Below are 16,501 nucleotides of genomic sequence, written 5' to 3'. Positions count from 1 at the left end.
TATGTATGGTCCCTTTTTCGGAAAACGCACAAAAACATTTAACGTCTTCTCTAACTGTTCTTAATATAACATGGAAAATAAAATAAATAAATAACCAACTTCATAAATTTTTAATGCAAATGAATTCAGAAAATTTAATTCTGTCGGAATCATTCGTTTTTTTGTCAATCCTTAGGCACAAGCGCATTAACGTGAAAAAGTAAACAATCAAGTTTAGTTGCAATCCTCTTTTATTCCCTTCATAATAAAATGAATAATGAAAGGCGGGATGGAAATGGCAAAAATAGGTTTTATTGGTTTTGGAAGTATGGCATCGTTAATTGCGACTAAAATAATTGAAACTGAGGTTGCAACTCCCGAAGAACTCATCCTTTATTCCAATTCAAAAAACGAACATTTCAACCAATTTTATAATAAATATCCAACTGCTAAGCTAGCTGATAACGAAGCCGAAATTTTCACAAAAGCAGATCATAGCTTCGTTTGTAAGTTACCTCTCGCAGTTTTACCACTTATGAAAGATTGTGCTGCGGTATTGACACCTGATCGTCATGTGATTTCTATTGCAGCTGGTGTGAGTACTTCAGATATTATTGAAATCACTCCGGGTTTACAGGTAAGTAAATTAATCCCTTCTCTCACAACTGCTGTTAATGTTGGAACTACTTTGATTGCGCACGCTGACACAGTGAATCAAGCTAACACTTCTTGGTTAGAAACGACATTTGAGCATTTTGGACATGTAATGACTATCCGAGAGGAAAATATGGATATCGCTAGCGATTTAACTAGCTCTTCTCCTGGAATAATTGCTGCTATTTTCGAGCAATTTGTAGAAGCTGCTCTTAGAAGATCTTCATTATCTGATGCGGAAGTATTTCAAATGATTAATTTTGCTTTAGCTGGGACTTCTAAATTATTAGTAGAAGAAGATTACACGTTTAGTGGCTTAATTGAACGCGTTGCTACAAAGGGCGGGATCACTGCTGAAGGCATTGAACTCAGTGAGGAGCAGTTACCCCAATTTTTTGACGAACTCCTTGACCGAACTCAAACAAAATATGCTTCTAGTAAAAAAGAAATTCAAGCACAAAAGCAAGATTTACTTTTATAAAAAAGGGTTGCGACTACAAATCGCAACCTTTTTTTATTCATGCTCTGGATTAATTTCCACATTTACTCTTCTTGGTTTACTTCCTTCGTGAGGTCCAACTACACCTCTTTGTTCCATTTCATCAATCAACCTAGCTGCACGATTATAGCCAATACGGAATTTTCTTTGTAACATCGAAACGGAAGCTGTCTGCATTTCTACAACAAGCTCCACTGCTTCGTGATACAATTCATCCGTTACTTCTCCTTCGACTTCTGGAATATCATCAGGAATCATTTCTTCGCTATATTGTGCTTTTTGTTGCGAAATAACGTAATTAACTACATCTTCTACTTCTGCATCCGATAAAAAAGCGCCTTGAATTCGGGTAGGTTTACTAGAGCCAACTGGAAGTAACAGCATATCGCCTCGTCCAAGTAACTTCTCTGCTCCACCCATATCAAGAATCGTTCTTGAATCAATGGAACTTGAAACGGCAAAAGCAATTCGAGACGGGATATTCGCTTTAATTACGCCGGTTATAACATCTACTGATGGACGCTGTGTCGCGATAATTAAATGTATTCCCGCAGCACGTGCCATTTGAGCAAGGCGAGTAATCGCATCTTCTACGTCATTGGAAGCTACCATCATCAAGTCAGCTAACTCATCTACAATTACAACAATAAAAGGCAATTCAGGTTGTTTTTCTTCGTTCAGCTCATTATGTTTTTTTACATAATCATTGTAGCCTTGCATATTACGAGTACCTGTATGCGAAAATAAATCATAGCGCCGTTCCATTTCCGCAACGACTTTTTGCAATGCTTGGGCTGCTTTTTTAGGATTGGTAACAACTGGTGCGAGCAAGTGTGGAATGCCATTATAGACATTTAGCTCAACCATTTTTGGATCAATCATCATCATTTTGACTTCATGTGGTTTGGCACGGAGTAAAATGCTCGTAATAATACCATTAATACACACAGATTTCCCACTACCAGTTGCTCCTGCGACGAGTAAATGAGGCATCTTATCGAGACTTGCCATCATTGCTTCTCCAGAAATATCACGACCAAGTGCTATTTGAAGCTTCTCGTCTGGATTGTTTTTAGGGTTGTTTTCTAACACTTCACGTAAAGAAACCATGGCTACATTTTGGTTCGCTACTTCGATTCCAATAGCAGATTTCCCCGGAATTGGCGCTTCAATTCGAATATCTTTTGCTGCTAGAGCAAGTGCTATATCATCACTGAGTGAAACAATCTTGCTCACTTTAACACCGACAGATGGTTGTACTTCATATTTTGTCACTGCAGGGCCAAGATGAACTTGGGTGATTTTTGCTTTCACTCCGAAGCTTTCAAAGGTATCTTCTAATTTTTTTGCGTTTACTTTAATTTGGTCATATTCTTTACTTTGATCCGTTACTTTAGCCGGTGCTAAAATATCAACGGGGGGCAATTGATAAATCTCATTTTCGAACGATTCTTGCTGAAACATTTCTAAATCTTGCTCTTGTTTGGTTGTTTTTTCTTCGACTGGTGCTTTTTCTTGTTCTACTTTGGAGCTAAAGTTAGAGATGATTGGTGGCGCTTTTTCTTCTTGCGCGGGTTCTACTACATCTAGTACTTCATCGGGCTCAACCTCAACTATTTTCTCTGCTTTCTTTTTATCACGTTTCGCTTTCACTTCTTTGCCTTTTTCGGTCGCAACTTTGCCTTTTGCAAATAAGTAACGAACAAATTCGGCAATTTTAGAGAAAAATTGGCGGATGGAAATACCTGATACAAGGGAAAAACCATAGATAATTAGTAGCGCAGCAATCAAGTTTGTTCCGAGACGATCTAATAAGAAATACGTAACGGAGGTAATTGCAGCCCCAATCATTCCCCCACCAACAAAACCAACTTGATTTGGTCTAAATAAATTTTCTAGAACTAATTTCCATGTACTAGAAACTACGGACGCATTTACCCCTAAGTTATGGATAATAAAATACATATGTATATATGTCAAAAAGCCTAAAACAATAAGATAAATACCGACTAGTCTTTTGCTAAATAAGTGAGGCATTTTTCTTCTAATCACCATGTACCCACCAAGTATCACGCTACCCGCAAGTAATACATAGCTTAAAAGACCAACAAACATTTCAGCCAGAGCAAAAAAACCGCGACCGACAAAGCCTAATTGTAAAAGTCCGATAACTCCTATTGCTATTAAAATAACCCCTGTTATTTCTAAACGAAAAGAGGCTGATTGTTTCTTTTTTGAGCGTGTTGACGATTTTTTACGTCCGCTCGTTTTTTTCTTTTGTGTCGCCATTTCAAGTCCCACCCATTCCTTTTTTGCTTGTTTTATTATAGCACATCTATCCGTTCTGTCGCTCATACTATAGCCCTATTATACAAACAAATGTTTCCTTTCGTCAAAAACCATATATCCCAAGTAGGAGATATATGGTTTCTGTTTTGTTATAGGTGCGGTGTTTTCGTGTTCATCAGCTTTCCACCGCGGACTTCCGACATACTTCCTCCGACAGCTAAGAAGGCATCTGGATCTATTTCATCCAGAATGGCTTTCACTTTTACTTCTTCAAATCTTGAGACGATAACGAAAACTACTTTTCTTACATCACCGGAATACCCGCCAGTTGCATCTAAGTATGTAACACCTTTTCCAAGTTGCTCCATAATTTCTGCTCCAATTTCCTCGTAATAGCGGCTGATAATAAAAGCACTTTTCGACTCGTCTACACCTTGAATAACAATATCAATTACTTTGTACGCTAGAAAATACGTAATTAAGGAATACATCGCTCGATCCCAGTTGAACACAAGTCCAGCAACGATAAAAATAACAATATTAATAAACATAATAATTTGTCCTGTTGAAAATGGCGTCCGACCGTTAATAATGATTGAAATGATTTCTGTTCCATCAAGCGCCCCTCCGTTACGAATAACAAGACCCACCCCAAGACCAAGCGTCATTCCGCCAAAAACAGTCGCAAGTAGTAAATCATCTGTCACTGGATCCATATCGTGTAAAACGAGCGTTACAATCGACATGACTGCAATTCCGTACAATGTAAACAGCGCAAATACTTTTCCGATTTTTCGGTAACCTATGATGAAAAACGGAATATTAAGTACAAAAGTTAAAACCCCTAGTGGCAGCGGCGTTAGTTGCGAAATAATAATCGAAATACCAACGACTCCACCATCTAAAATTCGGTTGTTTACAAGGAAAAGTTCCAGCCCAACCCCCATCAAAATTGCGCCAAAGGTAATCATTAAAAACTTATAAACAAACCACTTCAACCTTTTCCTGCGTTCTTGTTTTACTTTTTTTAAAGCTAGTTCTTCCATAAACGATTCATTTATTTGCACATAGCTCACGCCCAATCCTTACTTCATTCTTTATTTTAGGCAATGAAAACAGGATTTGCTTTCATCAACAAAATTTTCGCTTCATATTTAATAAGTATACCATAGCTGTTTTGTACTTGTACATATAGTTAACTATAAGAAGCATTTTTTTACGGTTCGGTTACTTGCCAGTCTGAATTTGCTATAGTATAGTATTAATGCGCAAACTTGTGGAGAATTTTTCTTACACATGAAATATATTTTGAAGGGTGATAAGATTATGAGTGACTATCAAGTGTTGTTATATTACAAATACACAACGATTGATGATCCAGAAACTTTTGCAAAAGAGCATCTTGCTGCTTGCAAAGAAATGGAATTAAAAGGCCGAATTTTGGTGGCTACTGAGGGGATTAATGGCACCGTTTCGGGTACAGTAGAAGCAACAAACAAATATATGGATTATATGGCAAACGATGCTCGCTTCGCTGATATGGTATTTAAAATTGACGCGGCTGATGCTCATGCTTTTAAGAAAATGCATGTACGGCCTCGTGCTGAAATTGTTAGTTTAAGTTTAGAAGAAGATGTTAATCCTTTAGAAGTTACAGGGACTTATTTAGAGCCTTCTGAGTTTCGTGAAGCATTGTTGGATGAAGATACGGTTATTTTAGACGCTAGAAATGATTATGAATTTGATATCGGTCATTTCCGCGGCGCTGTTCGTCCAGATATTCAAAATTTCCGTGAGTTACCAGGATGGATTGAAGATAATCGCGAGCAACTTGCTGATAAAAAAATCGTCACTTACTGTACTGGTGGTATTCGTTGTGAGAAATTTTCCGGTTGGTTAAAAACAGCGGGTTTTGATGATGTAAGTCAACTTCACGGCGGGATTGCGACTTACGGTAAAAACGAAGAAACCAAAGGGGAACTTTGGGACGGCCAAATGTACGTTTTTGATGAAAGAATCGCGGTTCCGATTAACCAAGTAAACCCTACTATCGTTGGGAAAGATTACTTTGACGGCACGCCTTGCGAACGTTACATCAATTGTGCTAACCCGTATTGCAATAAGCAAATCCTAGCTTCTATCGAAAATGAGAAAAAATATTTGCGTAGTTGTTCGCATGATTGCCGCGTTCATCCCGCAAATCTTTATACGAAAAATTTATCTAAAGAAGAATTCACTGAACGTCTTCAAGCAATCGATGAAACTTTACCAGAAATGGTTCAATAAATAAAAAACCAGCTTTGCTAAATGAATAGCAGCTGGTTTTTATTTTCTATTAGCTAGTTTGACTAAATCGATTTCTCGTAATGCGCCCCATTTAGCAAGTTCACCACTTATGATTAATGGCGTTGTTTTTAATTCTGAGATGTTTTTCGCATTTGCAAGAACAAATAAGCCACGTAGTTGTTCTTTCCATAGCTCCAGTTTTTCAATGGTTTTGGTGACGCCCTCTTTTTTTAGTGAATAAATAATTTGTCCTGCCATACCTACACTATCTGCTCCGAGCGCTAATGCTTTAACGATATCTAACGGGTTCCTAATACCACCTGACGCTAAATAAGCAATCTTTGGCGCATCTTGGTGTTGCATGTCTATTAAAGCCTGTCCGGTGGAAATACCCCAATCAAGTAAGAAATCATATGCTTGATCACGGCGGCGGTCATTTTCAATTTGGGCAAAGTTTGTTCCGCCTTTTCCAGCTAAATCTACGGTTTGAACGCCGATATCAGCTAGCGTTTTTACTGTTTCACGCGTCATTCCAAAGCCAACTTCTTTTACAACTACTGGAACTGGCGAAAGCTTGACGTACTCTTCTATTCTAGTTAGCCAATGACTAAAAGAACGGTCGCCTTCTTGCATAACTAATTCTTGTGCCGGGTTAATATGAATTTGAAGTGCATTTGCCTCTAACATTTCGATCGCCCGAAGTCCCTCTTGAAGGGCTACTTCTGGACTAATATTTGCTAAAATCATCCCATTCGGATTGATTTCTCTGACAATTTTATAGGTATCTATTAGCGAACTATTTTTTAGAGCTGCAGACTGGGAACCAACAGCCATTGGGATAGCTACTTCGCGTGCTATTTCAGCAAGTTCGGCATTAATTTTTTTCGTATGCCGACTTCCACCTGTCATCGCATTAATATACAATGGGAAAGGCACATTGGTCCCCACAATAGTTGTGGTTAAATCGATATCTTTCACATTATAGCGCGGGATAGAAGTTCCAATCAGTTGAATATCTTCTAAACTCGATGGCGCTAACTGCTCATTCTGTTTTACTCCAAGAGCCACGTGTTCGTCTTTTCGACGTTCTCTTAATAAGTCATCGTTCTTCTGCATGTGTTAATCCTCCAAATTTCTTTTCGCCTCAAGCAAAGGTTAAAACAGGTTTAAAAATCGTCTCTTTTTCTTCGGGAGTTGGTTGATACACTTCCCCATCAGAAAATAAAATAAGCCCGTGAAATGTTTGAATATCATCTTCACAGTCCTCGCAGTACTCAACTTCTTCTTCATTCCAAGCTGCTAACAAACAATCTTTTTTTGTTTGATGATTAGGATAATTCCGTAGTAACTCGTCTGCTAACTCTTGATACTTCAGAAAGGCAGCTTCCTTATCTGAAAAAGCAAAGTCGGCTTGAATGGAAGTTTCCCATTCCTCGAAAAACCACCAAGGCTCGTATTCTCCTTTAGTTAGATAGACATTCCATTTTGTCATATCAAAAACTCCCAACAGTAAATATAATACACTTATTATAGCATAAGCTTTCTGGAAATACTGGAATGCAAATTTTTGAAAGTAATGCTAAAAAAAGATACACTAGTAATAAGGAAAAATAAAAGGAGTTGGTTTCGTTATGGCTAGAGATACAGCGATTTTGAGAGTGACTGGATTTGTGCAAGGTGTTGGATTTCGTTACACAACCAAACACGTTGCTTACAAATATGACATTAGTGGAACAGTGAAAAATTTAGATGACGGTTCCGTTGAAATTCATGCAATTGCTGAAGAAGAAAACTTAAATAAATTCATTGATGCTATCAAAAAAGGCCCATCGCCCGGTTGTCGTATCGAACACGTTTATATTTACAAAGGTGCCCCTGTAGAAGAACGAAAAACATTTGATATCGTTTACTAAAATTCCAAAAATAGTAGTTGTGCTATAGCTCTTTTTGCATTATAGTTAATGAGTACTAAAACCTTGAAAGGAGCGACTGCGTGGCATGATTTCCATTTTACAAATTTTACTTGAACCAGAATTCATTTCACTCACAGTAACGTTTTTATTAATGTTGACGATTTTCAGTTATTGGTCGGCCATTACATTATTAAAACCGAAAATGGTGCTACCCGCTGACGCTATCTGCTTAAAGCTAGTAAAAATTTCACTTCGAGCTCAAATTTATATAACTACGCCTAATTTTGTTATTAATTGGCTGGCTATAACCAGGAAATGTAGCGCCATTACTGATGATGAAGACAGTTTTTCATTTTCCAACGTATGAATTGATTATTTTACTATTTAGGAGGAAAATGAAACATTGAAAAAGAAAAATATTATTTTAATTAGCGTTTTACTTGGTGCTTTACTATTACTTACAGGTTGTAGTATGGACCCTTCACAAAATACAGATGGTTTTTTCAGCACTTATTTAATCCAACCATTTACTAGTTTTATTATGTTCGTTGCAAAGTTTGTTGGGGGTAATTACGGAATTGCGATTATTATTACAACGTTACTTATCCGTGCACTAATTATGCCACTAAACTTGCGTACTGCTAAAGCTCAAATGGGAATGCAATCCAAAATGGCCGTTGCCAAACCAGAAATTGATGAAATTCAAGCTCGACTAAAACGTGCAACATCGAAAGAAGAACAAGCCACTATTCAAAAAGAAATGATGGCCGTCTATTCCAAGTATAATATCAATCCAATGCAAATGGGTTGTTTACCATTACTTATTCAAATGCCAATATTGATGGCTTTCTATTATGCTATTCGCGGATCTTCCGAAATTGCTAGCCACACATTCTTATGGTTTAACTTAGGTTCACCGGATATGGTGCTGGCAATTATCGCCGGGCTTGTCTACTTAGCACAATACTTTGTTTCCATGATTGGTTATTCACCAGAACAAAAGAAACAAATGAAAATTATCGGTTTAATGTCTCCTATTATGATTTTATTCGTTTCCTTCACAGCTCCCTCTGCACTAGCGTTATACTGGGCTGTCGGCGGACTCTTCTTAGCAGGTCAAACATTACTAACGAAAAAACTTTACATGAATAAACACCCAGAAATTAAAGTAATGGAGCAAGAAGAAAAAGAATTCGAGCAAATCGTGGAAGAACAAAAGAAAGAAAAATAAAAAAAACCGCAACCTCGTCATAAGGTTGCGGTTTTTTTATTTAGATTTTGGTTCAATGTAAGGAAGTGTAATTTTTATCGTTGTACCTTTATCTGGCTCACTAACCGCATTAATCGTTCCTAAATATCCTTCGACTAATTGTTTAGCAATCGCAAGTCCGAGGCCATTACCACCTTTTTCGCGGCTTCTGGCTTTATCTACACGGTAGAAGCGATTGAATATTTTATCAATCTCTTCTTGTGAGATGCCTTCCCCGTAATCGCGCACATCAATATGGATTTGCTTTTGTTCTTTATAGACATGCATATCCACTTCGGTGCCGTCACCTGAATACTTCACAGCATTATCCATAATAATAATTAAAATCTGCTCTAAATGATTATGTTGAATAAGTGCTCGTAAATCAGTATCATCTTCTTTTAAAGTAAACGTGAAATTTTCATACATCACTTCAAAATTACGTCTTACTTGTTCTACTGTTGCATTTACATCGGTAATTTGTAATTCTTTTGTTTGTGAAATTTGTTCCGCTCTTGATAAATCAAGCATTTCTTGTACTAATTTTTTCATACGTTCTAATTCCGTTAACGAAGCGTTTAATGATTCATCAAGTACAGCCGGATCATCTTTTCCCCAACGAGTGAGTAATTTTAAATGGCCTTCCATAATTTGCACTGGGGTACGTAATTCATGAGAAGCATCCTCTACGAATTGCTTTTGCTGTTCAAAACTAGTTTCAATTCGTGTCATCATATCATTAAAAACAACGGTCAATTCGCCAATTTCATCGCGGGAATTGGTTTTCGTTTCGATTCGTTTTTGGAAACCATTTTTTCGAATATCATTCATTGTTCGAGCTAGACGAGTCAGTGGGTTTAAGAAATTTTGTGCTAGCAAGTAGCCGAGCATTCCACTAATAAAGAGCGCCACTGCCCCAAGTAAAATCATCGTAACGAGAAGCCGGTCCATCATCCGATTATAGGAAGTGAGCGGATTTACCACCTGCGCGTAACCAATCACGGTCGTATTGTCGTCCGCTACAATGGGCATTTGCGCCGTCATCATCTTCTGTCCGTCAATCGTTGGTTTATTCATAATAAACTTGTCCGTACCACTAACAAAATACTGCGAAAAATCAATGCTAGTAATATCTTGACTTCTTGAAAAATAATACTTATTAATAAAATGGCCGTCTTTATCATACAGATTAATTACTTGATCTTGTAATTTTCGATTCACCGTTTTATCGTTATTAAATAAATACTTAATTTCCTCATTATCGGTCAAATCTTGATTCGTTAAAGTGCTCGTTGTTGCTAGAAGCAGTTCTTTTACTTCTGGTTCTTCTTCATTTAACAACATTTGCCCAATTCCTTGGTAAATGGCATAGGAAAATAAGAAAAAAGTTAGAAAAATAGCTGCACTAGCTCCAAAAGTCCATTTGAATTTCAAAGAACGACTTTTTAAGGAAAATGGGCTAGTCGTCATGTACGCATCACATACCCTGTCCCGCGAACTGTTTGGATATAACTTTCTTCGTCAGGATGATCAATTTTATTTCGTAAGTAACGAACGTACACATCCACTACATTTGTTTCTACTTCTGTTTCATAACCCCATACTTTATTGAGTAACACTTCCCGCGTAAGAACGATATTAACATTTTCCATTAACGTAAGTAAAAGTTCATACTCTCGTTTTGTTAAGTCAATGATTTCTTCGTCGCGTTTGACAATGCGATTTTCCTTTTCAACAATTAGATTACGATACTGTAGCGTTGTTTGTTTAGCAGATTGTTCTGCATTTTCCACCCGACGCAATAGCGAGCGAAGGCGCGCAAGTAATTCTTCAATAGCGAAGGGTTTGACGATGTAATCATCTGCTCCGTGATCCAGTCCGGATACACGGTCGATAACAGAGTCACGTGCGGTTATCATAATAATGGGTGTTTGTTTCACTTGGCGTACACGGCGACAAACTTCTACACCGTTTAAATGCGGCAACATTAGATCGAGTAAAATAGCATCCCATTCTTCATTAAGTGCGAGTTCTAGTCCAGCACGTCCATCATTAGCAACCGCTGTTTCATAATTTTCATGTTGTAATTCGAGTTCGATAAAGCGTGCTAAGTTTTTTTCATCTTCTACGATTAATATTCTATTCATTTGGCCTAACCCTCTCTTTCGGTCATTACACTATATTCCTATTACTATTGTAACGAACTTTAGCTCAAAAACAACTAATAACAGCGCATAAATAGATATTTTCACTATTTTTTAGCACTTTACCATGATTTACTAATTCAAATCTCATAAAAAAGGCACCCACTCGTTAAAGTGGATGCCTTATCTTCCATCAATCTTCTACTTGTGGCCATTCTGTATGGAATACGCCAGGTTTGTCGACTCTTTCATACGTATGAGCGCCAAAGTAGTCGCGTTGTGCTTGGATTAGATTTGCAGATAATACTTCTGAACGATAGCTATCGTAGTAGCTAATTGCTGCAGTGAATGTTGGAACTGGAATTCCAGCTTTTACTGCTTCTGCAACAACTGTACGAAGGTCGCCTTGGTAGTTATGTGCAATATCTTTGAAATATGGATCTAATAATAAGTTTTTAAGATTTTTATCTTTATTATAAGCATCAGTAATTTTTTGTAAGAAACGAGCACGGATAATACAACCAGCGCGGAAAATTTTCGCAATTTCGCCGTATTGTAAGTCCCAATCGTTTTCTTCACTAGCTGCTCTCATTTGTGCAAAACCTTGTGCATAAGATGCGATTTTGCTGAAATAAAGCGCACGACGAACAGATTCAACAAATGCTTTTTTGTCGCCTTCAAAACGATAATTAGATGGGCCAGATAAAACAGTACTTGCATAAACGCGTTCATCTTTAAGTGCAGAGATGTAACGAGCAAATACAGATTCTGTAATTAAGGAAAGTGGAACACCTAAGTCGAGTGCGCTTTGGCTAGTCCATTTACCAGTTCCTTTTTGACCTGCTTTATCAAGGATAACATCGACAATAGGTTTGCCAGTTTCTTCGTCTTTTACTTTTAGGATGTTTTTAGTGATCTCGATTAAATAGCTATCAAGTTCCCCGTTGTTCCATTCTTCAAATACGTCAGCAAGTTCATCATGGCTTAATCCACCGATTTCTTTCAAAATAGTGTAAGCTTCTGCGATTAATTGCATATCGCCGTATTCGATACCATTATGCACCATTTTAACGTAATGTCCGGCACCGTCTGGACCAATATAAGTCACACAAGGTTCTCCGTCTGCTACTGCAGCAATTTCACGTAAAATAGGTGCTACAAGGTCATATGCCTTGCGTTGACCACCTGGCATGATAGAAGGACCTTTTAGTGCACCTTCTTCTCCGCCTGATACACCAGTTCCGATGAAGTTAAATCCTTCTTCACTTAGTTCTTTATTACGACGAATCGTATCTTTGAAGAAAGCATTACCGCCATCAATTAAAATATCGCCTTCGTTTAAGAAAGGTTTAACTGCTTCAATCATCATATCTGTAGCATCGCCAGCTTTTACCATAATAAGGATACGGCGAGGCACTTCAAGAGATTCGACAAATTCCTCTAAACTATAAGTTGGTACTAATTTTTTGTCCGCATTTTCTTCCATAACTGCTTTCGTTTTTTCAGTCGAGCGGTTAAAGATAGATACTGTATGACCGCGGCTTTCAATGTTTAGAGCCAAGTTACGACCCATAACGCCCATTCCTATAACGCCAATTTCTTGTTTTGCCATTTTGCACTTCTTCCTTTCCGGTTTATTAAGGCAGAAAAATCTGTCTTACTTCAACATGACACATAAAAGTATCAACATCATTTACTATATCAAAGAATTGCTTCTTGGACAATGAATCAATCCGAATTATTTGACTTTTTTTCACTAATTTAGTTTTCTGAGAAGAATTTTCTCGTTTTTTGCGGATTCTGCTAAGTCAATGACGAGTTGAGTAAGTTTTTCTAACTGCTCAACAGATACTGTTTCTTCTTCTGTGTGCGCATTTTCGTATCCAGCTGATAAGAGCATGGTCGGAATACCTTTTTCATTCAACACATTTGCATCTGTTCCGCCTTCTAAAAATATTTCTCTTGTTTCCAAAGATTGTTTTTTTGCGGCTTTTTGAAAAATATTCATTAGTGGATGCTTAGAGCGAATTCGGTACCCTTCATAAATTAATTTTGTATCATGCGTCAAAAGAGCACCATATTTCTCGCAAGTTTGCGCAAATCGTTCTCTAATGGTCTGGATATGCAAAAGCGCCTTACGAAAACTTGCTGCTGATGTAAAAAGAACTTCTAATTGGGCATCTTGTTGATTTTCATCATTTATTCCACCAGAAAACGACTGAATTTCCCATTTGTTTTCTCGGTCAATTCTGCCTGGCCGCGTGGCATGTAACGCCATTCTCGCTATAGAAATCGGTGACATTTGGGCAGCTTCAGAACTTGCAATAGTAAATTCTAATGCGACTAACGTATTTGCTTGTAATTGATAATTTCCGACTTCACCTGGTGCATCTAAACAGTATCCGTAAGCTGCCGTAATTTTTTCTTCCGGAAATAAACGCATTCCAATCATGCCGAGTTCTTCTTTCGTCGTGAAAATAAATTCAATCTCCCCATGAGCTGTTCGTTCTGCACAAAAATAATCAATAGCCGCTAACATAGCTGCTACTGCTGCTTTATCATCCGCACCTAAAGAAGTGCCTTCCTCTACCGTAAATACATCTTGCTCCATTTGGAAAACTGGCGTTGCCGCATTTGGATGCGTATCCACATGACTACAGAAAAAAATCGTTGGAAATTTCTCTTTAGTAGCGGGGATTCGTGCAATTAAGCCATAATTTTCATCCATACTATATTCGATTTTTAATTTCGTTAGATGTTTTTTTATGTAAGTTAAAATGGCTGTTTCCTTTCCAGAAACAGACGGAATTTGGATTAATTCGGTAAAATATCTTTTTACATTGGACATCATTTTTTTCACCTACGTTCTTCCTATTTTTCCTAAAAAATCCATAAAGGACTTGAAATTTGTTTTAATTATAAGTAAGATGTATATATCTGAAATGCTTTATGAGAGGAGTTTTCTTCCGCATGACTAATAAAAAAGTAGTTCGCGTTGTCGTTATTTTAATGCTAATCGCGATTGTATTATCCAGTGTTTTAACCGGGGTATTAATGTTTTTATAAATATCCGACGTCTGAGCCAATTTGGTTCAGGCTTTTTTATTTTTTCTCAAAAAAAAAGAGCAGCACCCGAAAGTACTACCCAAGACATCTAGGGAGTTTAGGGGTATGGATCTAGATGTACTAAACAATACCCGCTAAACCTAGATTAAAACATTTTTAATACAATGCTGTATTTTCTTTGGAAATCTTTTCGACATTGGCTTTAATTGCTTGTAAGAATTTACCTGCTAGTAAGCCATCTAAAATACGATGATCGATGGATAGACATAGGTTCACCATATCTCGCACGGCAATCATATCGTCAATAATGACAGGACGTTTAACAATCGATTCCACTTGAAGAATAGCGGCCTGAGGGTGGTTAATAATCCCCATTGATTGAACAGAGCCAAATGAACCAGTACTATTTACAGTGAAAGTCCCACCTTCCATATCGGCTTGGCTTAGTTTACCATTACGCGCTTTTCCAGCAAGTTCGCTAATTTCGCGAGCAATGCCTTTAATAGATTTTTCGTCCGCATTTTTAATAACTGGAACGTACAATAAATCACCAGCTGCAATCGCAATCGAAATATTGATATTCGCGTGCTCGATAATTTTATCGCCTGCCCATGTGCTGTTAAGTTGCGGGAATTCTTTCAATGCTTGTGCAACGGCTTTGATGAAAAAGGCGAAATAAGTTAATGAATAACCTTCTTCTTTTTTAAAGCTGTCTTTAACTGCATTACGATAGCGAACAAGACCAGTAGCATCCACTTCCACCATCATCCAAGCATGCGGAATTTCTTGTTTACTCACGCTCATATGTTTAGCAATGGCTTTTCTTACGCCATTGATTGGTATTTCTTTATCACCAGCTGCAGAACGAACAGGAGGAGTTGGCATTGCTGCTTTTTCTTGTGGAGCAGACTTCATTTCCTCGCGTTTCGCTACTGGACCATTTTCAATGACTTGAAGTAAATCTTTTCTTGTAATTCGGCCACCTTTACCAGTGCCTTCTACAGTTGATAAATCAATATTGTTTTCACCTGCAATACGCAGTACAGCTGGAGAAAATCTTCCACTAGCTGGTGCATCTGCTAGTTTCACTTGTTTTGTTTCTTGTTTTTCTGGCGCTTTTGTTTCTGTTTCTTCTACTTCAGCTACAGGTTCCGAACTTCCTGCATCTGCTGTTTCAATTGTACAAATAACTTCGCCTACTTCTAGAGTTTCATCTTCCTCGGCTAAAATTTCTTTGATAGTGCCACTAAAGGATGATGGAATTTCAGCTGTTACTTTATCTGTTAAAACTTCCGCGATAGCATCATATTTTTCGACGGTATCGCCTGGTTTAACTAACCATGAACTAATCGTACCTTCTGTAACACTTTCCCCTAATTTGGGCATGGTGATTTTTTCAACTGCCACAGGTCTTCACTCCTTTATTTTAAAACGGGTCTAAAATTCCGCTAATTCTTTCATTGCATCTGCCACTTTATCTGGATTGATCATAAAGTGTTTTTCCATCGTAGGAGCAAAAGGCATTGCTGGCGTATCTGGTCCTGCGAGTCTTGCAATCGGAGCGTCTAAATCGAATAGACAATGTTCCGAAATAATTGCTGCCACTTCACTAATAATACTTCCTTGCTTATTATCTTCTGTTACAAGAAGTACTTTACCTGTTTTTTTCGTTGCTTCAATAATTGCTTCTTGGTCTAGTGGATAGATTGTCCGTAAATCAAGAATGTGGGCTTCCACACCCTCAGCTGCTAAACGTTCTGCTGCTTGTTGGGCAAATTGAACCGCAAGTCCGTAAGTAATTACTGTAATATCATCACCCTCACGAACGACATTTGCTTCGCCGATTGGTACGATATAATCTGTTTCTGGTACTTCGCCTTTCAGCAAACGATAGGCACGTTTATGCTCAAAGAAAAGTACTGGATCGTTATCACGAATCGCTGCTTTTAAAAGTCCCTTCGCATCATATGGCGAGGATGGAACAACAATTTTCAAACCTGGTTGTCCAAAGAATACTTTTTCAACAGATTGTGAATGGTAAAGTGCTCCGTGTACCCCACCGCCAAAAGGTGCGCGAATAACTATCGGACAAGACCAATCGTTATTAGAACGGTAGCGAATTCTGGAAGCTTCTGAAATAATTTGGTTGACAGCAGGCATAATAAAGTCCGCAAATTGCATTTCTGCAACTGGACGATAGCCATACATCGCCGCTCCAATTCCTACTCCGGCAATAGCCGATTCAGCAAGTGGTGTATCGAGTACTCGGTCTTCACCAAATTCGTCATATAGGCCAGCAGTCGCTTTAAATACGCCACCTTTTTTCCCAACATCTTCTCCTAAAATAAATACTTTATCATCGCGCTCCATTTCTTCTTTAAGCGCCATGGTTATTGCATCAATATATGAAATGACTGGCATT

General features: G+C 37.9%; 16 protein-coding genes. 6 read left to right on the top strand and 10 right to left on the bottom strand.

The genetic code is table 11. From position 1 onward, the window contains the following. The first annotated feature begins 274 nt into the window (after nucleotides 1-274). Nucleotides 275-1,114, top strand: coding sequence for a pyrroline-5-carboxylate reductase ProG (gene proG / locus GL301_RS07045; RefSeq protein ID WP_003725950.1), 840 nt, complete (start codon nucleotides 275-277; stop codon nucleotides 1,112-1,114). A gap of 33 nt (nucleotides 1,115-1,147) precedes the next feature. Here the strand turns inward: proG and GL301_RS07040 are convergent, their stop codons facing one another. Beyond that, entirely contained in the window at nucleotides 1,148-3,421 is a 2,274-nt protein-coding gene (locus tag GL301_RS07040; RefSeq protein WP_003731441.1) for an FtsK/SpoIIIE family DNA translocase, read from the bottom strand. A 149-nt stretch (nucleotides 3,422-3,570) separates the two neighbouring features. Next, complete coding sequence (locus GL301_RS07035) at nucleotides 3,571-4,497, bottom strand: YitT family protein (protein ID WP_003727465.1); 927 nt, start codon at nucleotides 4,495-4,497, stop codon at nucleotides 3,571-3,573. Nucleotides 4,498-4,747: 250 nt separating this feature from the next. On the opposite strand from GL301_RS07035, the gene trhO reads away from it, so the two are divergent. After that, nucleotides 4,748-5,707 (top strand): oxygen-dependent tRNA uridine(34) hydroxylase TrhO, encoded by a 960-nt coding sequence (gene trhO / locus GL301_RS07030; RefSeq protein WP_003725947.1) that lies wholly within the window; start codon nucleotides 4,748-4,750, stop codon nucleotides 5,705-5,707. Between the two features lie 39 nt (nucleotides 5,708-5,746). Here trhO and fni read toward each other — a convergent pair whose 3' ends face one another. Next, nucleotides 5,747-6,823, bottom strand: coding sequence for a type 2 isopentenyl-diphosphate Delta-isomerase (gene fni, locus GL301_RS07025; RefSeq protein WP_003727466.1), 1,077 nt, complete (start codon nucleotides 6,821-6,823; stop codon nucleotides 5,747-5,749). A gap of 28 nt (nucleotides 6,824-6,851) precedes the next feature. Next, the gene (locus tag GL301_RS07020; RefSeq protein ID WP_003726835.1) at nucleotides 6,852-7,199 is read right to left on the bottom strand and encodes a DUF1033 family protein; all 348 of its coding nucleotides are present in this window, start codon (nucleotides 7,197-7,199) and stop codon (nucleotides 6,852-6,854) included. 139 nt (nucleotides 7,200-7,338) lie between these two features. Between GL301_RS07020 and GL301_RS07015 the strand changes: the two genes are divergently transcribed. From GL301_RS07015 to GL301_RS07005, 3 genes are all read left to right on the top strand, one after another. Beyond that, a complete protein-coding gene (locus GL301_RS07015) occupies nucleotides 7,339-7,620 on the top strand; it encodes an acylphosphatase (protein ID WP_003722507.1) in 282 nt (93 codons plus the stop codon). Nucleotides 7,621-7,705: 85 nt separating this feature from the next. Continuing rightward, on the top strand, nucleotides 7,706-7,987 hold the full coding sequence (locus GL301_RS07010; protein WP_003726837.1) for a hypothetical protein: 282 nt from the start codon (nucleotides 7,706-7,708) through the stop codon (nucleotides 7,985-7,987). Nucleotides 7,988-8,023: 36 nt separating this feature from the next. Then, nucleotides 8,024-8,851: a membrane protein insertase YidC gene (locus GL301_RS07005; RefSeq protein ID WP_003722505.1), complete on the top strand. Its 828-nt coding sequence runs from the start codon at nucleotides 8,024-8,026 to the stop codon at nucleotides 8,849-8,851. A 36-nt stretch (nucleotides 8,852-8,887) separates the two neighbouring features. Here GL301_RS07005 and GL301_RS07000 read toward each other — a convergent pair whose 3' ends face one another. The 4 genes from GL301_RS07000 to GL301_RS06985 all read right to left on the bottom strand — a co-directional run bounded on the left by GL301_RS07000 (nucleotide 8,888) and on the right by GL301_RS06985 (nucleotide 13,864). Then, entirely contained in the window at nucleotides 8,888-10,339 is a 1,452-nt protein-coding gene (locus GL301_RS07000; RefSeq protein ID WP_003727467.1) for a HAMP domain-containing sensor histidine kinase, read from the bottom strand. Beyond that, complete coding sequence (locus GL301_RS06995; RefSeq protein WP_003719652.1) at nucleotides 10,336-11,016, bottom strand: response regulator transcription factor; 681 nt, start codon at nucleotides 11,014-11,016, stop codon at nucleotides 10,336-10,338. The genes GL301_RS07000 and GL301_RS06995 overlap by 4 nt, the downstream gene beginning before the upstream one ends. A 190-nt stretch (nucleotides 11,017-11,206) precedes the next feature. Then, on the bottom strand, nucleotides 11,207-12,625 hold the full coding sequence (gene gndA / locus GL301_RS06990; protein WP_003727468.1) for an NADP-dependent phosphogluconate dehydrogenase: 1,419 nt from the start codon (nucleotides 12,623-12,625) through the stop codon (nucleotides 11,207-11,209). A gap of 144 nt (nucleotides 12,626-12,769) precedes the next feature. Next, a complete protein-coding gene (locus GL301_RS06985; protein ID WP_014929209.1) occupies nucleotides 12,770-13,864 on the bottom strand; it encodes a M20/M25/M40 family metallo-hydrolase in 1,095 nt (364 codons plus the stop codon). Between the two features lie 119 nt (nucleotides 13,865-13,983). Between GL301_RS06985 and prli42 the strand changes: the two genes are divergently transcribed. After that, a complete protein-coding gene (gene prli42 / locus GL301_RS06980; RefSeq protein ID WP_003722501.1) occupies nucleotides 13,984-14,079 on the top strand; it encodes a stressosome-associated protein Prli42 in 96 nt (31 codons plus the stop codon). Nucleotides 14,080-14,235: 156 nt separating this feature from the next. Here prli42 and GL301_RS06975 read toward each other — a convergent pair whose 3' ends face one another. Both GL301_RS06975 and GL301_RS06970 read right to left on the bottom strand, forming a co-directional pair. Beyond that, nucleotides 14,236-15,486 carry a dihydrolipoamide acetyltransferase family protein gene (locus GL301_RS06975; protein WP_003727469.1) on the bottom strand — a complete coding sequence of 417 codons (1,251 nt, stop codon included), beginning with the start codon at nucleotides 15,484-15,486 and terminating at the stop codon, nucleotides 14,236-14,238. A gap of 30 nt (nucleotides 15,487-15,516) precedes the next feature. After that, nucleotides 15,517-16,500 (bottom strand): alpha-ketoacid dehydrogenase subunit beta, encoded by a 984-nt coding sequence (locus GL301_RS06970; protein WP_003727470.1) that lies wholly within the window; start codon nucleotides 16,498-16,500, stop codon nucleotides 15,517-15,519. Nucleotide 16,501 lies beyond the last annotated feature (1 nt).

It is taken from the genome of Listeria sp. LM90SB2, from assembly GCF_028867355.1.
Lineage (GTDB): Bacteria > Bacillota > Bacilli > Lactobacillales > Listeriaceae > Listeria > Listeria monocytogenes_B.
Note: the sequence above shows the minus strand (reverse complement) of the source record. Positions and strands in the feature narration are given on the sequence as shown.